At 48.9% G+C, this 19,734-nt stretch carries 16 protein-coding genes; 10 read left to right on the top strand and 6 right to left on the bottom strand.

What is annotated here, in order from left to right; translation table 11 throughout:
* Nucleotides 1-194: 194 nt before the first annotated feature.
* Nucleotides 195-629: a universal stress protein UspA gene (gene uspA, locus A7Z06_RS17105; RefSeq protein ID WP_000323571.1), complete on the bottom strand. Its 435-nt coding sequence runs from the start codon at nt 627-629 to the stop codon at nt 195-197.
* 390 nt (nt 630-1,019) lie between these two features.
* Here uspA and uspB point away from each other — a divergent pair, with 390 nt between their 5' ends.
* Entirely contained in the window at nt 1,020-1,355 is a 336-nt protein-coding gene (gene uspB / locus A7Z06_RS17100; RefSeq protein ID WP_000626187.1) for a universal stress protein UspB, read from the top strand.
* A 245-nt stretch (nt 1,356-1,600) separates the two neighbouring features.
* On the opposite strand, the gene pitA is transcribed toward uspB, so the two are convergent.
* On the bottom strand, nt 1,601-3,100 hold the full coding sequence (gene pitA, locus A7Z06_RS17095) for an inorganic phosphate transporter PitA (RefSeq protein WP_000902771.1): 1,500 nt from the start codon (nt 3,098-3,100) through the stop codon (nt 1,601-1,603).
* Nucleotides 3,101-3,330: 230 nt separating this feature from the next.
* Here pitA and A7Z06_RS17090 point away from each other — a divergent pair, with 230 nt between their 5' ends.
* The gene (locus A7Z06_RS17090) at nt 3,331-4,530 is read left to right on the top strand and encodes an NAD(P)/FAD-dependent oxidoreductase (protein WP_000439176.1); all 1,200 of its coding nucleotides are present in this window, start codon (nt 3,331-3,333) and stop codon (nt 4,528-4,530) included.
* A gap of 67 nt (nt 4,531-4,597) precedes the next feature.
* Here A7Z06_RS17090 and A7Z06_RS17085 read toward each other — a convergent pair whose 3' ends face one another.
* On the bottom strand, nt 4,598-5,485 hold the full coding sequence (locus tag A7Z06_RS17085; RefSeq protein ID WP_000566329.1) for a LysR substrate-binding domain-containing protein: 888 nt from the start codon (nt 5,483-5,485) through the stop codon (nt 4,598-4,600).
* 133 nt (nt 5,486-5,618) lie between these two features.
* Here A7Z06_RS17085 and A7Z06_RS17080 point away from each other — a divergent pair, with 133 nt between their 5' ends.
* From A7Z06_RS17080 to A7Z06_RS22270, 6 genes are all read left to right on the top strand, one after another.
* Complete coding sequence (locus tag A7Z06_RS17080; protein WP_000023622.1) at nt 5,619-6,629, top strand: aldo/keto reductase; 1,011 nt, start codon at nt 5,619-5,621, stop codon at nt 6,627-6,629.
* 19 nt (nt 6,630-6,648) lie between these two features.
* Complete coding sequence (locus A7Z06_RS17075; protein WP_000762716.1) at nt 6,649-7,446, top strand: SDR family NAD(P)-dependent oxidoreductase; 798 nt, start codon at nt 6,649-6,651, stop codon at nt 7,444-7,446.
* Nucleotides 7,447-7,471: 25 nt separating this feature from the next.
* Nucleotides 7,472-7,888, top strand: a complete 417-nt coding sequence (locus A7Z06_RS17070; RefSeq protein WP_001140837.1) for an SRPBCC family protein — start codon at nt 7,472-7,474, stop codon at nt 7,886-7,888.
* A gap of 157 nt (nt 7,889-8,045) precedes the next feature.
* On the top strand, nt 8,046-8,258 hold the full coding sequence (locus A7Z06_RS17065; RefSeq protein ID WP_000848789.1) for a DUF1471 domain-containing protein: 213 nt from the start codon (nt 8,046-8,048) through the stop codon (nt 8,256-8,258).
* Nucleotides 8,259-8,276: 18 nt separating this feature from the next.
* Nucleotides 8,277-9,374, top strand: a complete 1,098-nt coding sequence (locus tag A7Z06_RS17060) for an alkene reductase (RefSeq protein ID WP_000895476.1) — start codon at nt 8,277-8,279, stop codon at nt 9,372-9,374.
* 168 nt (nt 9,375-9,542) lie between these two features.
* Nucleotides 9,543-9,674, top strand: a complete 132-nt coding sequence (locus A7Z06_RS22270; RefSeq protein WP_274541215.1) for a hypothetical protein — start codon at nt 9,543-9,545, stop codon at nt 9,672-9,674.
* 466 nt (nt 9,675-10,140) lie between these two features.
* On the opposite strand, the gene A7Z06_RS17055 is transcribed toward A7Z06_RS22270, so the two are convergent.
* The gene (locus A7Z06_RS17055) at nt 10,141-15,999 is read right to left on the bottom strand and encodes a DUF3320 domain-containing protein (protein WP_105279508.1); all 5,859 of its coding nucleotides are present in this window, start codon (nt 15,997-15,999) and stop codon (nt 10,141-10,143) included.
* Between the two features lie 575 nt (nt 16,000-16,574).
* Nucleotides 16,575-17,573 carry a permease gene (locus A7Z06_RS17050; RefSeq protein ID WP_000464434.1) on the bottom strand — a complete coding sequence of 333 codons (999 nt, stop codon included), beginning with the start codon at nt 17,571-17,573 and terminating at the stop codon, nt 16,575-16,577.
* Between the two features lie 105 nt (nt 17,574-17,678).
* Between A7Z06_RS17050 and A7Z06_RS17045 the strand changes: the two genes are divergently transcribed.
* Nucleotides 17,679-17,975, top strand: coding sequence for an ArsR/SmtB family transcription factor (locus A7Z06_RS17045; RefSeq protein ID WP_000418114.1), 297 nt, complete (start codon nt 17,679-17,681; stop codon nt 17,973-17,975).
* A 42-nt stretch (nt 17,976-18,017) separates the two neighbouring features.
* On the opposite strand, the gene A7Z06_RS17040 is transcribed toward A7Z06_RS17045, so the two are convergent.
* Nucleotides 18,018-19,070 (bottom strand): DUF2776 family protein, encoded by a 1,053-nt coding sequence (locus A7Z06_RS17040; protein ID WP_024165146.1) that lies wholly within the window; start codon nt 19,068-19,070, stop codon nt 18,018-18,020.
* Between the two features lie 494 nt (nt 19,071-19,564).
* On the opposite strand from A7Z06_RS17040, the gene A7Z06_RS22105 reads away from it, so the two are divergent.
* On the top strand, nt 19,565-19,678 hold the full coding sequence (locus tag A7Z06_RS22105; protein ID WP_212741840.1) for a hypothetical protein: 114 nt from the start codon (nt 19,565-19,567) through the stop codon (nt 19,676-19,678).
* Nucleotides 19,679-19,734: the final 56 nt, after the last annotated feature.

Here is a 19,734-nt window from a genome sequence, read left to right as displayed (position 1 = left end):
TTTCAACAGAAAGTAACCAGCTAATCATGCTGGTTGTTTGAAGTGAGATGGTTTTACATTCTGATTTTTGAGATGCTGAAAATTTGGATAGCCCTGGGTATCTATGAGCCTGCTGGCCGCATCTGGAAAACAGGAGAGCGCAAAAGCAGAACGCCCGCATAAGCGGGCGTCGGGGGCAAGTCGGGAGGGGATGATTATTCTTCTTCGTCGCGCAGCGGAACAATCAGCATATCAACGTGAACGGTGTTGATAAGTTGACGCGCGGAAGACATCAGTTTGCTCCAGAAGTCCTGGTGATGACCACAAACAACCAGATCCATATCGTATTTCTTGATTGCATCCACCAGAACCTGACCCAGATCGCCGCTGCCGCTCAGGGTTTCAGTGATTGGGTAACCTGCGTTGGTAGAGAGCTCGGTCAGCGCGTGATGCGTCTCTTCGGAGATGCGTTTCTGCATATCACCCAGATTCACATCAATAAGCCCGGTGTATAGGTCAGAGTAGTTTACATCTACGTGGATCAGAGAAACCTTCGCATTGTAGGGGCGAGCCATAGAGACTGCTTTCTCTACCAGAACTTTGCTTTCCGGGGAGAGATCGACCGCGATGAGAATGTGTTTATAAGCCATAGTGTTACTCCTTCCATAAAGTTGTCGATGACTGGCCAGCTAGCGTTTCTTGTGCCGTTACGTCACCCGCGTCCTGCGAACTACGTGCGCGGGGCTAACCCAGCCGTAAAGATTCAGTGTTAAGACCATCCTTACCTTATAGCGACCCAGATGATCCGTCAATCCGCCTTGCTTACCAATCAGATAATCAAATTTTCGAGATGAATATATTGATAGTGGTTAACCTTATGGAAAAAAAACAAGCTGATCTCCTACACTATCTATAGAGCCGCTCGGATGTGTGTCACGACAAAAGCGGTTTCTCCAGGACCTGGTGTTAACTGATTGGCAGCGTATCGGGAGCGGTAGCCCCGGAGTGGAACTCCGTGGGCAGGTCGCCGGGGAGGAGGTATGATAAGCACCGTCGCATTATTTTGGGCTTTATGTGTCGTTTGCATTGTTAACATGGCGCGCTATTTCTCATCACTACGCGCGTTGTTAGTGGTACTGCGTAATTGCGATCCATTGCTCTATCAATATGTAGATGGAGGGGGCTTTTTTACCTCACATGGCCAACCTAACAAACAGGTGCGTCTCGTCTGGTATATCTATGCTCAGAGGTATCGCGATCATCACGATGATGAGTTTATTCGTCGCTGCGAGCGTGTGCGTCGGCAGTTTATTCTGACCAGCGCATTGTGTGGTCTGGTCGTGGTAAGCCTGATTGCATTGATGATCTGGCATTAAGTACCACAGCAATAACGCATAAAAAAAGCGGGTCGGAAAACTGACCCGCTCGTGACTTATGACAAACGCAAAATTGCCTGATGCGCTACGCTTATCAGGCCTACATGATCTCTGCAATTTATTGAATTTGCATGTTTTTGTAGGCCGGATAAGGCGTTCACGCCGCATCCGGCATGAACAAAGCGCACTATGTCAACAATCTGAAGCGGGTCATTCAGCTGACCCGCTCGTTTTTCTGCGTGCGATTACAGGAACTGCAAGGAGATCCAGTACAGCCCGCCGGAGAGCAGTATCGCAGCCGGGAGGGTAAACACCCACGCCATCAGAATGCTGGTTACTGTTTTACGCTGTAAGCCGCCGCCATCAACAACCATCGTCCCCGCTACGGAAGAGGAGAGTACGTGAGTGGTGGAAACCGGCATCCCGGTATAACTCGCCAGGCCGATAGACACCGCAGCCGTCATCTGGGCAGACATCCCCTGAGCGTAGGTCATGCCTTTCTTACCGATTTTCTCACCGATAGTCGTTGCCACACGACGCCAGCCAATCATCGTACCGATACCTAATGCCAGCGCGACCGCCATGATGATCCACACCGGAGCGTACTCGATGGTACTCAGCATATCGGACTTCAGTTTCTTCAACAGACGCTGATCATCTGCTGTGACGCCAGGCATTTTCACCACTTTGTCGATGGTGTCAGATACGCACAGCATAATGCGGCGCATCTGGCTACGTTGGTCAAGCGACAGCTTGTCGTAGCTTTCCACGTCAGCAGTCAACATGCCTTTCAGGCGATTGAGCGCGTTAATGGTATTCGACGGATGGCAATGGAACTCCGCAGGTTGTGTTGCGCCTGCTTCCGGAGTCGGTACTAACTGATCAGCACCGGTCGCCTGTTTCAGCAGTGCAGGGTGTTGCTCAAAGTAAGCTTCCACGTTGTTGATTGCATCACGGGTACGAGTGATTTCGTAGCCTGAGGCATTCATATTAACCACGAAGCCCGCTGGTGCGACGCCAATCAGCACCAGCATAACCAGACCAATGCCTTTCTGACCATCGTTCGCGCCGTGGGAAAACGCCACGCCGACAGCGGAAAGGATCAGCGCGATACGCGTCCAGAACGGCGGTTTTTTCTTACCGTCTTTCTTTTCACGCTCCGCTGGGGTCAGGTGGATACGGGCGCGTTTCTTGGTGCCGCTCCAGTAGCGACGCAGCAAGAAAATCAGACCGCCAGCAAACACCAGGCCGACAATAGGGGAAACGATCAGAGATGCGAAAATACTTAATACTTTCGGGATATTGAGTGCATCCACCACTGACGTACCGGTCATCAACGCATTGGTTAAACCAATACCAATGATTGCGCCAATCAGCGTATGAGAGCTGGATGCAGGTAAACCAAAGTACCAGGTACCCAGGTTCCAGATAATCGCCGCCAGTAACATAGAGAACACCATGGCAAGGCCATGAGACGATCCCATATTAAGCAGCAAGTCTGTCGGCAGCATATGCACAATGGCATAGGCAACACTCAGACCACCCAGCAAAACACCCAAAAAGTTGAACACTGCCGCCATAACCACTGCGAGCTGAGAACGCATCGCGCGGGTATAGATGACAGTTGCCACAGCGTTGGCTGTGTCATGGAAACCATTAATGGCTTCATAGAACAGCACAAAAGCCAGTGCAAGCAATAATAACAGCCCGGTATGCAAATCCAGGCCAGCAAACAAATGTAGCATAGGACGTTACGCCATTTTGAGGACATGAACGCGGCGCATTATCAGTGACTTTCGCGGCGCGGGCAAAGTGAAATATAGATTTTTTTGATTTGCCTCCTGTATGATTTTTGCTCAAAAAATAATTATCTTATATAATTCAGGTAAATACTTCCCCTAAGTAATATTGATGCTGGTGCGACCACTGAGGAATCTTTACAATTCACGCCCGTTTTTTCTAAGAGGAGCGCAACGTGGAAAGGTTTGATGCCATTATTATAGGCGCTGGTGCGGCTGGTATGTTCTGTTCTGCGCTGGCAGGTCAGGCGGGACGCAGAGTTTTGCTGATTGATAATGGTAAAAAACCGGGGCGCAAAATCCTCATGTCTGGCGGTGGACGCTGCAACTTTACCAACCTTTATGTCGAGCCTGGCGCCTATCTGAGCCAGAATCCGCATTTTTGTAAGTCTGCACTCGCGCGTTTTACCCAGTGGGATTTCATTGATCTGGTCAATAAACACGGCATCGCCTGGCACGAGAAAACGTTAGGGCAACTCTTCTGTGATGACTCTGCACAGCAGATTGTCGACATGCTGGTGGATGAGTGTGAAAAGGGTAATGTGACCTTCAGATTGCGCAGCGAAGTGCTGAGTGTGGCAAAGGATGAAACGGGGTTTACGCTTGAACTGAACGGTATGACCGTCGGCTGCGATAAACTGGTCATTGCCACCGGAGGCCTCTCGATGCCTGGTCTGGGCGCATCGCCGTTCGGTTATAAGATTGCCGAACAATTTGGCCTCAACGTGTTGCCCACCCGCGCTGGCCTGGTGCCATTCACTCTGCATAAACCGTTGCTGGAAGAGTTACAGGTGCTGGCAGGCGTGGCGGCGCCTTCGGTGATCACCGCTGAAAACGGCACTGTATTCCGCGAGAACTTACTCTTCACTCATCGTGGCTTATCCGGCCCTGCGGTATTACAGATTTCCAGCTACTGGCAGCCGGGAGAATTTGTCAGCATCAATCTGCTACCGGATGTGGATCTCGAAACCTTCCTTAATGAGCAGCGTAACGCACATCCAAACCAGAGCCTGAAGAACACCCTGGCGGTTCATCTGCCGAAACGGTTGGTTGAACGGTTACAACAACTCGGGCAAATCCCGGATGTCTCGCTAAAACAGCTCAACGTGCGTGATCAACAGGCGCTGATTACCACATTGACCGACTGGCGCGTACAACCTAACGGCACTGAAGGCTATCGCACCGCCGAAGTGACGCTCGGCGGAGTGGACACCAACGAACTCTCTTCACGGACAATGGAAGCGCGCAAAGTGCCGGGGCTGTACTTCATTGGTGAAGTGATGGACGTCACCGGCTGGCTGGGGGGCTATAACTTCCAGTGGGCATGGTCGAGTGCGTGGGCTTGTGCGCAGGATTTGGCGGCTGTGAATAAATAATAAAAATTCGGCGCCGTTATCAACATCAAGGCCGGGAAGCGGGAACTAATGGTTCCCGCTTAATGTTTTATTCACCGCGCAGAATCTGGCGGAAATGGGAAACCAGCGGACGTTGGTTGGCTTTATGCCATGCTGCCCATAATTGCGTTGAATAATTCATCCACGGCAATTCACGTAATACCACCCCTTCCGGCGCATTATGACGCAGACTATGTTGAATTAAGGCCAGACCTAATCCCGCAGCGACCAGACCTAATGCCGTGAGTGGTTCACCCGCTTCCAGGCGAATATCAGGATTAAACCCAGCGTTAACACAGGCTGCGACAAAATGATCGCGAGAATGCGCATCGTCGTTATGAATCACCGCAATCCACTGCTCATCGCCAAGTTGCGACGCGACAAGGTTTTCCTCCTGCGCCAGAGGATGATTTTGCGGTAAGGCCAACAACATTCGATCATCCAGAACCTGAATATATTCCAGATCCTGCTCGCTGTCGGCGGGCGGCGTATCGACCAGAGAAAAATCGAGACTGCGCTGGCGCAGGCCTTCAATCTGGGTGGCCGGTGGTTGGCTGTAAAGAGCGATATGCACATTCGGACGCGATACACGTAACGTACGTAGCGCCGTAGAAAGCACACCGGAATGCATGGCGTTTTCAATATAGCCAATACACAAGCCACCATCTTCACCACGCCCCAGGCGTTTGCCTAACGACTCCAGACGGTTGGCGTGTGTCAGCAACGAACGTGTTTCAGCAAGGAATGTCTGTCCATCAGCGGTCAGGCGAATGCGCTGCTGATTACGCTCAAACAGCATCAGTCCCAGCCGTTCTTCCAGTTGTGCAATCTGGCGGCTCAGCGGTGATTGCGAGATATGTAATCGCTCGGCTGCGCGTCCCACGTGCTCTTCTTCTGCGACCACCACGAAGTACTTCAGTTGGCGTAAATCAATCATGTTAGACCTCAAAGGACTTAAGTCAGACTAATTATGTCCTATCAAGTCACAACCTCGCAAGGTAATGTGATCCACGTCACAGGGCGATAGCAAAAAAACGCCCGAACCCAAACCGAATAATTGAGGACATCTTATGAGCATCAAAAATTTACTTCCCGGCAAAATTGGCTTAGGCGGCGCACCGCTCGGCAACATGTTCCGTGCCATTCCGGAAGAAGAGGCCCACGCCACCGTGAGCGAAGCCTGGAACCTGGGCGTGCGTTACTTCGATACCGCGCCGCTGTACGGCTCTGGCCTTTCTGAAATCCGCATGGGTGAAGCGCTGTCTCAGTATCCACGCGATGAATACGTTCTGAGCAGCAAAGTCGGCCGCATCATGCTGGACGAAATGGAAGATCCGGCAAAACGTGATTTCGGTGAAAAAGGTGGCCTGTTCGAACACGGCCTGAAAAACAAAATTCTGAATGACTACTCCGCTGACGCCACGCTGCGCTCGATTGAAGACAGCCTGAAACGCCTGAAAACAGACCGTCTGGATATTGTCTGGATCCACGACCCGGCGCAGGACTTCTACGGTGACAGCTGGCTGGAGCAGTTCAACATTGCCCGTACCGGTGCGTTTCGTGCGCTGACACGTTTGCGTGACGAAGGTGTGATTAAAGCCTGGGGACTGGGTGTGAACCGCGTCGAACCTTGCGAACTGACGCTGGCGCTGGACGAACCGAAGCCAGATGCGTTCCTGCTGGCGGGGCGTTATTCCCTGCTTGATCACGAACGTGCGCTGCAACGCCTGATGCCAGAAGCACTGGAACAGAATGTGGATATCGTTGTGGGTGGTCCGTACAGCTCTGGCGTACTGGCAGGCGGCGAGCACTTTGAATATCAGAAAGCCTCTGCGGCCATTCAGCAGAAAGTGGCGCAAATTAACGCCATTGCCACACGTTTCAATGTGAACGTTAAAGCAGCTGCGCTGCAGTTCGCGCTGGCAAACCCGGCCGTTGCGGCGGTTATTCCTGGCTCCAGCCGTCCTGGCCGTATGGCAGAAGATCTGGCTGCACTGAATGCGCCTGTTCCGGCTGAATTCTGGGCAGAAATGCGCCGTCAAAATCTGGTTGCGGAAAACGCTCCGCTGCCGACCCGTTAATCAACCTGGTGAGAAAACGATGAAACTGGATCTGACAGGTAAAGTCGCGGTGGTCAGCGGCTCAACCTCCGGCATTGGGCAGGGTATCGCCGCCGGACTGGCAAAAGCAGGCGCAACGGTGGTTGTCGTCGGCCGTAAACAGAGCGGCGTTGATGACGCCATGGCTGCGATTGCGGCACAAACTCCCACAGCGTCACTGCGCGGCGTGGTGGCCGATCTCAGCACCGAAGACGGCGTGGCTGCGCTGATCGCTGCAGTCCCAACGGCTGATGTGCTGGTCAATAATCTGGGTATTTTTAACGATAAAGATTTCTTTAGCGTTCCGGATGATGAGTGGATGCACTTCTATAACGTCAACGTCCTCTCCGGCGTTCGTCTGGCGCGTCACTATGCGCCAGGCATGACGGAACAGGGCTGGGGGCGGATTATCTTTGTCTCGTCTGAATCCGGCGTGGCAATCCCTGGCGACATGATCAACTACGGCGTCACCAAAGCCGCGAATCTGGCGGTCTCTCATGGTCTGGCGAAACGACTGGCGGGAACCGGTGTGACCGTCAACGCCATTCTGCCAGGGCCAACCTTTACCGATGGCCTGAAAGAGATGCTGGCGGATGCCGCTGCACAGTCGGGACGCAGTGCGCGTGAACAGGCCGATGAGTTTGTTAAAACCTCGCGTCCGAGCTCCATCATCCAGCGTGCGGCGGATGTGGAAGAAGTGGCGAATCTGGCGGTTTATCTCGCGTCACCACTTTCCTCGGCAACCACAGGGGCAGCCCTGCGCGTCGATGGCGGTGTCGTCGACACCCTGACTATGTAACCCTATAAATTAAGAGAAAATTATCATGGCTAAAACAACTGTATCGATCGAAATCCCGGCTTCTGCCGACGCCGTATGGCAATTGATGGGCGGCTTTGATGCGCTGCCAGACTGGCTGCCATTCATCCCGAAAAGCGTGGTGACAGAAGGTGGTCGCGTTCGTTCGCTGACAACCTCTGATGGCGGCACTGTGGTTGAACGTCTGGAAGCGTTTGATAACCGTCAACGCAGTTATACCTATTCCATTATTCAGGCACCGTTTCCGGTGGTGGATTACCTCTCCACCATTACCGTTCATGAAACCGCCGACAGCCAGGTTTCCCGTGTGGAATGGTTCGGTGAATTCACCCCAGTGAATATGACGAACGAAGAGGCCGAGGCGCTGTTTACCGGCATCTATCGGGATGGTCTCAAGGCGCTGAAGGACAACTTTGTTGCCTGATGCGATCGACAGGCGTCGGAATGTCCGGCGTCTGATTATTAACAAAAACAGAATAGTCTATTGTCATTTGTATCATTTATGTTATCAGGCAGCAGGCGTATTCTCTCCCCATCGCGTTAATAAACGCCAAACAATTAAGACACTCTGGAATATAAACATGAAAACGATCATCGCAATTTTTACGGCTTCTCTTTTCTCTGTAGCGGCGTTTAACGCATCGGCGCAAAGCGTGACAGCAACCGGTAAAACACTGGATTCTGCGGAAGCGGTTATTGCGCAGAAAGCGAAAGAGATGAACGCCTCTGAATACAAAATTACCAGCGCTCGCATGGGCAATACCGTCACCATGAGTGCCGAACTGTATAAATAATCGCGCGAGGAACCCATTATGTTATTTGCTAAATATGCGCTGAATGCGTTGCCATTAAAAAACCGTATTGTAATGCCACCGATGACGCGTTCCCGCGCCGGTGCGGGTGACGTTGCGACTGACATGATGGCGGACTATTATGCGCAGCGCGCCAGTGCTGGACTTATCATCAGCGAAGGTACGCAAATCAGCCAGCAGGGGCAGGGTTATGCCTGGACGCCGGGTATTTATTCTGAGGCGCAGATTGCTGGCTGGAAAAAAGTGACCGATGCGGTGCATCACGCAGGTGGTAAAATTTTTGCTCAGCTGTGGCACGTCGGTCGCGTGTCTCATACCGTGCTGCAACCGAACGGTGCCGCACCGGTGTCTTCTTCGGCAATTCAGGCCGAAGGGGTAAAAGTGTTTGTCGATGTGGAAGGCCGTGGTCCGGAGAACGGCGTTGGCGAGATGGTTCAGCATGACATGCCACGTGCACTGACGCTGGAAGAGATCCCGTCAATCGTTGATGACTATGCACAGGCGGCGCGTAATGCGATTGCCGCTGGCTTTGACGGTATTGAGTTGCACGGCGCGAACGGCTATCTCATTAACCAGTTCATTGACTCGCAGGCCAACCTGCGTGATGACGAATACGGCGGCTCGCTGCAAAATCGTCTGCGCTTTATGAAAGAGGTGGTGGAAGCTGTCTCTTCGGCGATTGGTAAAGAGCGTGTAGGAATTCGTCTCGCGCCGCTGACTACGCTGATGGGCTCCAGAGACGATACGCCGGAAGCGACCTACCTCGCGGCGGCAAGCGTACTGAACGAGCTGGGGATTGCCTATATCCATATTGCCGAAGCCGACTGGGAAGATGCGCCGGTGATGCCTGCAGCCTTTAAAGAAGCGCTGCGCATAATTTTCCATGGCACGCTGATTTACTCCGGTAAATACACCAAAGCGCGCGCCGAAGAGGCGCTGGCTAACGGCTGGGCTGATCTGATTGGTTTTGGTCGTCCGTTTATTGCCAACCCGGATCTTCCGTATCGTCTGGAAAACGATTTACCGCTGAATGCGCCCATCAAAGAGAAATTCTTTGGCGGCGGTAAAGATGGATATCTGGATTATCCGGTTCTCTGAATTTGAATGGCTCGATTATACGGGGTACTTACACATCCTTCCTGGCAATGGCCGTCCTGCCCCGTGGTCATTTATGGAACAAACCCGTGAATTCAGAATTGAAACCCGCAGCCGGTCTGTCGGGAAGATTATCTTGCGACCCTGACGTTAGTTAAAAACGGCGCAGGTGTGATGCAGGTTTACCGCTTTATCGTCGAGGATGAGTTAAAACGCGGAGAGCTGATTGAGCTATTACCTGTCTTTGCAGGCACCTCCCGACCTTTTATGATTGTTTATCCCTATAAGCGTCAGGTACTTTGACAAAATCGATAAACGCTCACACTGGCGGCTCAATTGACTGCCGTCACGCGGCTGTTCGCGGGGCTCGATATGCCGAATTTTCTCACAGTAAGTTTTAGCAATGACTGAATCGCAACAGATAAACCAGACCCCATCACGCCTTTTCTCCACACCGAACTTCCGCTTCTCGCTTACATCGGACTTTCAGCCCAATGAGCTTGCCTACTCCGTGTTAATAGCGAACCTTGTAAAAATCGATCCCTGCTAGCCAGCAGGGAGCAGGTCAAGGTGGATAGTTATGTGATAAATATCGTTACATATCAATTTTTTGTGTTTTTAGTGACATTATTTTCATGTCAAATATTGAATTAGTAGCAGAACTTTTTTAACGCTACACTGAGTAGTATGAAAATGATGCCCCGCTTTTGCACTGCAAACAGGGCTAGTTGTAACCATTCCGGGATATTCCTCCCGGAATGGTATGATTTTAGATAACCAACTCCAGTCGTTGTCTGGCCTGACTGGTTAGTCGTTTTATTCCCAGAGATTTAGCCATTTCCATGATCTTATTTTCCTCTTCAAGGCTTAACGCTAATGCGCGTAATTCTTCACTAGGTATCGCATCAACCTGACGTATATCCTCGTCAGTCGCTGGCAGGCGGAAGGAATTCCAGTCTGTTCTTTGCGTTTCTGATAGCCAAACAAAATCTTCGCCAGAATGGTCAGTTGCGACGTGATAATTTTGATCGACAATCTCCATGACGCGTTCGCGAATGAGCCTGCCTGCTCGAGTAAATCCATGAATGCGCGCAATACGCTGAACGAGTGTGGTGTCAAGAAGAGGAGATTCGACTTGAACAACATCGGCAATCAACGCTTTTAAAGTGTCATCATATTCAGAGGTATAAAATTTCTCTGAGTCGGTTTTACCTTGCCAGTCAATCAAATTATTCGTGACATAGGTGCCGGTGTTAGTTGTACTGCACATCTCCAGTACCGTGTTATTGGCATATTTTAGTTCAGATAACGGTTCCTCTTCAGGCACCATCGGATGTTCACTCTGAATTAATGAGGATAATTTTTCATCATTAGCGACAATGTGAGCTTCTGTTTCTAAATTCTTATCTGAGTTGCCATTTTCTACTGGGGCGGTTGCTTCCTGTTTTTGCGTTGCAACGTTAGCAGCTTCCTTGGCCCTCGAAGCTTCTAATAAGTTACTTATCGCAGCATCAAGTCGCTCAAGCGCACCTTCTTTGTCGATCCACCATTCAGTTGACCAAAGGCGAAGAAGCGTCCAGCCCAGTCCTTGCAGTATGGCGCTACGAACTTTATCCCGGTCACGTGCTGTGGCGGCGCTATGGTAGGTTGCACCGTCGCATTCAACGCCAACAAGGTAGTCACCCGGTTTATCAGGATGAACGATACCTAAATCAATACGGAAGCGTGAAACGCCGATCTGTGGAACAACTTGCCAGCCTTTTCTGCGTAAGCCGTTTGCTACAGCCTCTTCGAAGGGGGAGTCATACCCACCGACAGAGCCACGAACTGCCTGTGCCAATGCCAGTGGTCCGCGCTGAGCAAACTCGATAAAGTGCTTGAGGTCAGCAACAGCACGCGCGCTTGTGCGGTTAAGGTCGATAAAGGAAGGTTCAAATGAGCTGAACACTATCATTTCCTGGCGGGCGCGAGTCACGGCAACGTTCAGTCGACGCCAGCCGCCTTCGCGGTTTAATGGGCCGAAGTTCATCGACATGGTATTGGCTCCGGGTTCCGTTGGACCATATCCGATGCCAAGCATGATCAAGTCTCGCTCATCCCCTTGTACTGTCTCAAGATTTTTAACAACCACGGGTTCTTCCTGTTCTGACTGGAAGAAAGGCTCAATCTCAGGATGATGTTGGCGGGCGCGATCCAGTAAATCACTGATAAGATTTTGCTGCTCTGTATTCAGGGTAATAATGCCAATTGATTTACCTGATGTGACAAAGTTTTTATCGGTCAGACGTTTTACGGTTTCAGCAACAATCGCTTCTGCTTCGGCCTGATTATGACGTCCTTTCCCTTTGGAGTAGACCCCTGATACTTTGCACCACTGAACCGCGCTTTGTCGTGTGACTGGCGCCGGGAAGGTGATGAGATTACTGTCGTAATAGCGATGGTTGGAAAAGGTGATCAGGCTTTCATGTCGGCTGCGATAATGCCAGCTCAGACTGTGGTTATACAGACCCGCAGCCAGACACTCATCAAGAATGCTTTCCATATCTTCTTCGGTGTCATCATCGGTATCACTCGCAGCCCTGTTAAAGAAACTGGTTGGTGGCATCTGGCGAGGATCTCCCGCAATAACGACCTGCTTACCGCGTGCCATTACCCCAATCGCATCCCAGGGAGAAATCTGTGATGCTTCATCAAAAATAACCAGATCAAACAGTGGTTGATCCGAAGGTAAAAATTGTGCAACAGAAAGAGGACTCATCAACATGCAGGGCGCAAGTTTTGACATGGCGTCACCCATTTCTGCCGCCATTTGGCGGACGGGTTTATGGCGTCGGGATTTTTGTAATTCATGTTTAAGTAAGGCAAAACCGCCTTGCCGGGTAATTTCATTTTTAGCAGGTATGACTCCACACAGTTTGGCGCGAATATAGCGAACCGTGAGTTTAGCCAGGCGATCGGTTTGCGTACGGTAAGTCTCGATATCACTGAAATGTTCAGCAGGGACAAAGTTATGTAATAACGACTCAGAATCAATTACCCACGAAGCGAACCAACGACAATAAGCCGTTTCGAATAACTCCGTCGCGCTGATGTCGTCAGAATCAGCCAGGATAATAGAATTAACCAGAGGTAATAAACCTCGGTCGATGGCCTCTTCACGAACGCGGCACCAGTCACTCCAGGCTTTAAGAGCAGTTTGGTTATTAACGATGCCTGATGCACACTCACGTAACTCGGCGATTCCATGCTCGCTCTCTGTCACATTGAGGAGATGACAGAATCTGGTTTTAGTTTCAGTAAAGTCAGAGAGTGAGGTACGTAAATTTTGGCTTAATGCCATCATCATTCCCTGAGGACCGAGTAACTCATTGGCGTGAACAACTAATGTTTCTACGGAGGTTCGGAATTCTGCAAGTTGTTGTGGCGAGGATGCAAAACTTGCAAGTGCCGTACGAATAGATTCCGCTAGTTCCAACGCGTCGCGTAAGCTATTTTGATTGGTATCAAGACCATACCAGCCTGGCTGCGTCGTCATCAAAGGCGCAAGATCGGACAGACGTTGATGTAATGATTGCAGTTTTTCGATAACAGCGAGATCCACCGAGAGGTCAGGTGTCGCGTTTAGCGAATATTGTTGCATCACCCCAGCAATCACGTTTTTGCGTGCGTTCGTCGCAAAGAACCAGAATTTTTTATCTGCCTCAGCAAGTGAATGTTTAATTTGCGAAATATTCACATGTTGCCAGCTATTATCTGGATAAGTTACAGACAGTTGTGCTTTGTTCGATTCGATTTCACAGAGAAGAGTAATTACCGTTTTTGCCGCTTCTATTCGTGAGGCGACATCGGGAGTAAACATAAAACTGAGATCAAGCCCTGCAGCTTTTGACAATAATTCACAGAGGTTGATTAGCTGATGTAATTTCTCTGGATCAGTGGTATCCAGAGAAATCCCTGTTGCTTCAAGTAATTTTTGTGCGGCTTGTTCATAATCATCAATTTTAACGGGGATCGTCTTAGCTTCGGCAATGAGCGAGGATTGCCATCCGTTCGTCCATTCTGTTTGGGCGATAATCCTGAAATGATGACCATGTTGCTTAAAAGCATCGCGATTGAGTTCCAGGCGTCTGGTTATGTCTCTGAACTCCGTCATTTGTTCAACGGTATGTTGAATACCAGAAGACCAAACCAAAGATGGCGTGACTGAACTGGCATCTCTGATAACGCGTCCCATCGCCTGATGAAGCGTCAGCCCGTTTGACCAACGACGATGCAACAAACGGACAATCTGATTTAATTTGTCGCGCAGTCGTTGAACCTTGCTGGCTTCTTCTTCCCATTCACGCGTAGTAAGTATGTCGCGAGCATCCCATGCACGTTCCAGTTGCTTTAAAAAATCCATCTTTGATGTTTTGCTGGAGTGCAGCTCAAGGCAAAACTCTCCAAGTCCCTGAGTTTCAAGTCTACGATAGACCACATCAAGCGCCGCTTTTTTCTCTGCAACAAATAATACACGTCTACCCAACGCCAGATTATGCGCAATCATATTGGCGATTGTCTGAGATTTTCCTGTGCCAGGAGGACCATCCAGAACAAAATCACGACCTTTTGCCGATGCAACGACAGCTGCAATTTGCGAAGAATCTGCGGGTAAGGGGAGAAAAAGCTCCTGAGTATTGACTACAGCATCAAGATCATCAATTTCGACAATTTCCCCGTTTTTTTCCAGAACCACATTCTCCTGACCGCGCTCAATGAGATATTTCACTAAGGGGCTTTGCATTAGCTGTGGTGCTCTATCGATGAGATCTTTCCACATCAGATATTTGGCAAAAGAAAAAGTGCCTATCACAACATCTCGGGTGACTTCAAAGCCAGGTATATCCCGAACGGCACGGCGTACAATATTCCAGATACCATCGACATCAATGCCGCTTTCATCAGTAGGTAATTCACCATCAAGCCCTTTGATCGTCAGAGCAAAATCATTGTGAAGTAGCTCCAGTAACGTGAGGTTAAAGCGGGGTTCTTCTTCCAGCAGGCGCATGGTTACACCGGAAAGGGCGCTTTTACGATCGAGTTGGATGGGCAGAAGAATCAATGGTGCTGAATAACTTTTTGGATCATCGGCAGATTTTTTCCACTTCAGGAAACCCACAGCAAGAAACAGGGTGTTAGCACCACCTTCTTCCAGATCGCTTTTAGATTTACGATACAAATCAATAAGTGTTGCTTCAAGGCGGTCTTTTTCAAGCGGCGATACCACTTCACCCCGATCAAGAGCAAGAAGAGCATATTCTTCGCGAAGGTTTTCATTGGTTTGCTGACGATATAATTCAGTATCGCGGATTCCCATTTCTAGATCGGGTAAAGGCACAATGCGAATTCTTTTGCCTTCAGCGAGTTTATCTTCAAGATTTCCTGGATGAGGGCAAATTAAGCGAATGCCTTTTGCACTTTCAGGTAAATGCAATAAACGGTTTCGTGTCGTTAAATCGAGTAATTTACGTTGCCATTGCACTAAACGGCTGGCGGTGTCCTTTTCATTGTTGGTTTCAACGTCAAGCTCAAAAGAGGGGAGGACTGGCGCATCTTCAAAACCGTGCTGGATTTCTGACTCATCTTCGGGCTGGCAGGCCAGGCGGGAGACTGCCAAAGCCAAAGGGCGAATTTTCTGCATTCGCGCACGCCGGGTATCAATGGCCGCGTGAAAAACATCCTCGGTAAGGTGTTTCAATGCCCCTTCAACTGCCTGACTAAATGAAGGTGGATAGGCTTGCGTGACCAGTGTCGTCTCAAACACAACCATCTCTTGCAAATCAATGCGTTTACGGACTGAAGAGACATCTTCTGTGACGAGTTGTGAAAACTCTTGTGGTTGTAACCAAAATCCCGCAAAAGCATGTCCTTCGCACAGGAATACCAAAGAATTAAGTCCTATTTGTTCCAGTGCAGAAGCGAATAATAAAGTAGTGTCCAGACAAGTCGCTATTTTACCTTCGAGAATAGCGCCGGGCGTGCGGATCTTTTGACCGTTACGCTCAAAACTGGCAGGGGGTAAGGCATAGCTGATATTCAGGTTACAGACTGCGGTCCACAACGCGGAAGCAATCTCCCATACCCGTGTTCTGGACTGAATTTCGTAACCTTCTAAAGTATCGTTTTTTCCAGCGCGGCGTAACACGTCTGATGTCGCCTTTAAAAGACGATCGACTGCGGGGTCATTTGGCATAATGAAAGAAGGCAGCAATTCAAACATTGCTTCTCCGCCCCATTCATTTTTCGCCAGTGCTTCCAGAGGGTAATTAAGAGTGAGAAGCTCTTCGGTTCCCTGTAGCAAACTGAACGAGACTTCACATACGACGCTTTCTGTCAGCTCCGCCAGCCACTCTGCATTGAGTTTTATATCGCGATCGCGAATGTCCACAGAGGAATTGGGAAGCAAGCAATCGATATGCCACTTTTTAGGTTCCAGAACGGTGGGGGAGGTTTGCAGATGTAACGTTAAATCGTGAAAACTTTGGTCTGACTCGTTGTGTAAAACAAACTCACGTAACAGAGGCACGGCATTCTGATGTGAAGTAAATCCCAGCTTACTGGCAATACTTATTTGCGCTTTAATACTCATAAACGCCTCTCCTTTGAGGTAAATTCCTCTGGCATTCAAAGGGTTGCTGAATGGATGTCTAGGCAGACATAAAGGAGAGGAGAAGGGTTGCTATTACACGATGTTCAAAATTGCAGGTCTACTGTATAACCCGATCGCAGGGTATAAGTACAAAGGCAACTAATGAGAAGCAACGACATCCAAAACCGTCCGTCTGGATAAATATCCTAAGAATAGTCTCGATTTTTTTAATACCTTAAATGATTAAGCACCGCTAATCTATAGGCGTTTTTCACTTTCAGTCGTTGTTTTGGGAAGACGCTATTATCTGGGGCGCGGTTTGTATTTCTAGTGACTTAAGTTAACTCCGTGTTAATTATAAGAAACAGAAGTAAATACCCCTGCAATGAGAACCACTTTGAGAAGGGAGCGTACATTTCATGAGCCAGGCTAATCATGCCTCGGTCTGAGGTGCGCTTCCCCCATTACGCCCCTTGGCTTGCCCGGTTTTTATTTATCGTAGAAGTAACAGAAGTTACCAGCTGACTGGGAGTTATGACTTTCAGGGGGCGTGGGCTTGTGCGCAGGATTTGGCCTCAGAATAACGTCTGCGTTACATATCCCATGACCACTGCCATTCCTAAAATTACCATCAGAAAGGCAATAATCATCGGCGTGCGAAACATCGATTTCAGCAAAATAACTTCTGTTAAGCTGGCACCCGCGCTACCGATGATGAGTGCCATTACAGCTCCCATCCCCATGCCTTTGGTCATTAATACCGATGCGAGGGGAATTACGGCCTCTGCACGTATATAGAGCGGGATACCTATAACCGCGCTCAAGGGGATGGCCAGTGGATTATCCGTTCCGGCATGTGCTGCAATCCATTGCGCTGGAATAAAGCCGTAAATAAATGAGCCAATTAGTACCCCAATTAACAGGTAGGGCAGCACTTCTTTAAATTGCAGCCATGCATCCTTTATTGCCTGAGTCAGCAGGCTGGGGGGAGCCGTTTTGGCTGCACTACAGCAATTAACAGCAGGTTTTGCGGTACAGCAAGATGTGGTTTGTGGCGTAAACGTCGAGGAGCGCAAGTTAATAACGGGTTTATCGGACACCGGTTTGCAGCAGCTCGCGTTGCTCGCCTTCGCCGGTATGACGTATCGTTCGAAGCCAACAAAATCCAGTAACAAACTGGCGCTCAGCGAAACACCGCACGCAATAACGGCGTACAGCAACGTTACCTTCCAGCCAAATGTTGCCCACATTAGCCCGACGATAATCGGGTTGAGTAATGGTGAAACAAACAAAAAGGTGAGCGTTGGGCCAAATCCCGCTTTTGCAGAAAGAAGACCGCGAAGCATGGGAATGGTTGAGCAACTGCAAAACGGAGTCACTGCACCTAACATTGCTGCCAGCAAATAACCGCGCCCTTTACGCGCACCCATCATTTTCTGGATCTTATGATCCGGGATTTTCTGACGGATTACGCTGACACCAGCACTGATAAGAAGAAAAAGTAACGATAGCTCTACGGCTAAGAACAGGAACATCCCGGCGGCGTCGCGCAGCCCTGGTAACCATTCAAACATTTTATACCCTCTATAAAACTATATTTCTAAAATTATCGAAATGATGAGCGATGAGCAAGATATTTCTGGTATCATCGAAATATCAATTAACCGGAGAAACTATTTATGGAACTGGAAGATGTCGCTAAGGCACTGAAAGAATTAGGTCATCCGACCCGTTTGTTTATTTTTCGTCATCTGGTCAAAGCGGGAGAGCGCGGGATGCCGGTAGGCGAGTTACAGAAGGAACTTGCGATCCCCGCATCGACCTTAAGCCACCATATCTCGGCGCTGGTCTCCGTTGGTCTGGTTAAGCAAAACCGCGAAAGTCGCACGTTGATGTGTGTCTCGCAATATGATGTTCTGGAAGGAATTATTAGTTTTCTGCGTGAAGAGTGCTGCGTGAATAACGGGAAGTATTAATATTCGCCGGGCTGTAGCATAACCACAACCCGGCGAGAGCCATTATTTTTTCGCAGAACCCGCTTCTAATATAGAAACGATGGAAAACAGTGTAAAACACACTGCACCTAAGCCAACCAAAACTCGCGAGGGAATAAAGTAAGCCATATCGATTTGCGCAATTTCAGCAAGGAACGCCGCGAGGAACAGGCAAAACAGACAGGTAAATACCGGTATCATTGGTATTTTGTTGGTTAACGAACAGGTGCGTCTCCAGACTAACGCCAACAGCCACACTTTGGAGAAAATGCTGTAGCAGATCATCCCCAGACAAATGAGAATAATGCCGGGTGCCAGACGGGCGCTTGCATCTGAACTGATTAATACGTAGATACCCTGAATAACGGTAAGTGAGCCGAGCAAAATAACCCAATAACACCAGAGCCAATGTTCTTTCGCTGAGAATGTGTTCCGCGTTTGATGAACAATAGTGGCGACCAGGCCAATAAGACAAGCGCAAATTGCCGTTAGCCCCAGGAATACATGGCCTGCAACATAATGCGCTGGAATATCTGCACTACGCAAAAGCGCAACTGACCAGAGGAAACCAAAGAGAGTCAGAAGTAGTGGCACGGCAATTAAGCAATTACCAATAAACGAAGAATAAGCCTGAAGCGGAGTTCCATCGCTTTTACTCCCTGCTGCGTTTTTCGGGATGAGCAGAAAATGCCCGGAAGATGCCGCGACGGTTGATACGCAGGCGGCAATCATCCCAACACCAAAAATAACGTGCCCGGCAACAAATTCATCCGCCATCACATTATCACTTGCCAGCAGAGACCATCCCCAAATCATCGTTGCAACGGAACCTGCATAACCAATAATAGGAAATAGCGTGTTGTAGAATTTATTCACACCATGAGTTAACTGAGAGATGATAATAAATGCTGTAGTGAACAACGCCAGGCATATTGCAGAAAGAGAAATTAAAACATGCCCTGCAACGAAATATTCACTTTGCCCAGAACCTGCTAATACAAAATCACCTAACGCGATGCATATTATACCCATTATCAAAGGGATTAATTTAAACAACCATCCGATATATATGTTCATCTCAATCTCCATATGCGTTTCCGCTAATGTCAGAAAGCGTGTAAGTAGTATTTTTAGTCAATTAAATATAACAATGAGATACCACTAATTGTAAAAAGTAACTTTACTATAACCGGATTTATTGTTCTGAGTATTGAAATTTATAGGCGAGTTAATGCTGGCAAATAAATATTTATCCTACAGCTAATTCTGAATTAATATCTTTTCCTTATTTTTCATCGTTGCTTAAAACGCTGCTTTTTCTCATCCACCCTTTTTCGCAAAAATACCTTATTACCTTTCGTTAAGATATTTGTACACAAGAGAATAATAACGCTGTGTGATAGTCACCGTTCCTGTTAAGGATATTTTGGGTTAAAAACGTAATCGAAATGTAGAACATCGTGATGTATCACAAGCTGATTGTAATCAAATAGACAACATGAATATAACTGTTAGTATTTAATTGATTTAACTTATGAGTATGCGTGTTTCATTTACGGCCAGGAATGCTGATGATGACAACATTACTACCCGTTTTCACTAAGCCTTCCCCGTTGGCGCTCATCTTGCGGCGCCCTGGTCGTATATGCCGTTTCCTTCTCATCCTGGATGGAAGAATTCGCTGAACATCGTTCGGCGGCTGCTGTAACACGCGTCGTTTACTTACAGGGATTATGGCGGG

The organism is Escherichia sp. MOD1-EC6819 (assembly GCF_002965765.1).
Classification (GTDB): domain Bacteria; phylum Pseudomonadota; class Gammaproteobacteria; order Enterobacterales; family Enterobacteriaceae; genus Escherichia; species Escherichia ruysiae.
Note: the sequence above shows the minus strand (reverse complement) of the source record. Positions and strands in the feature narration are given on the sequence as shown.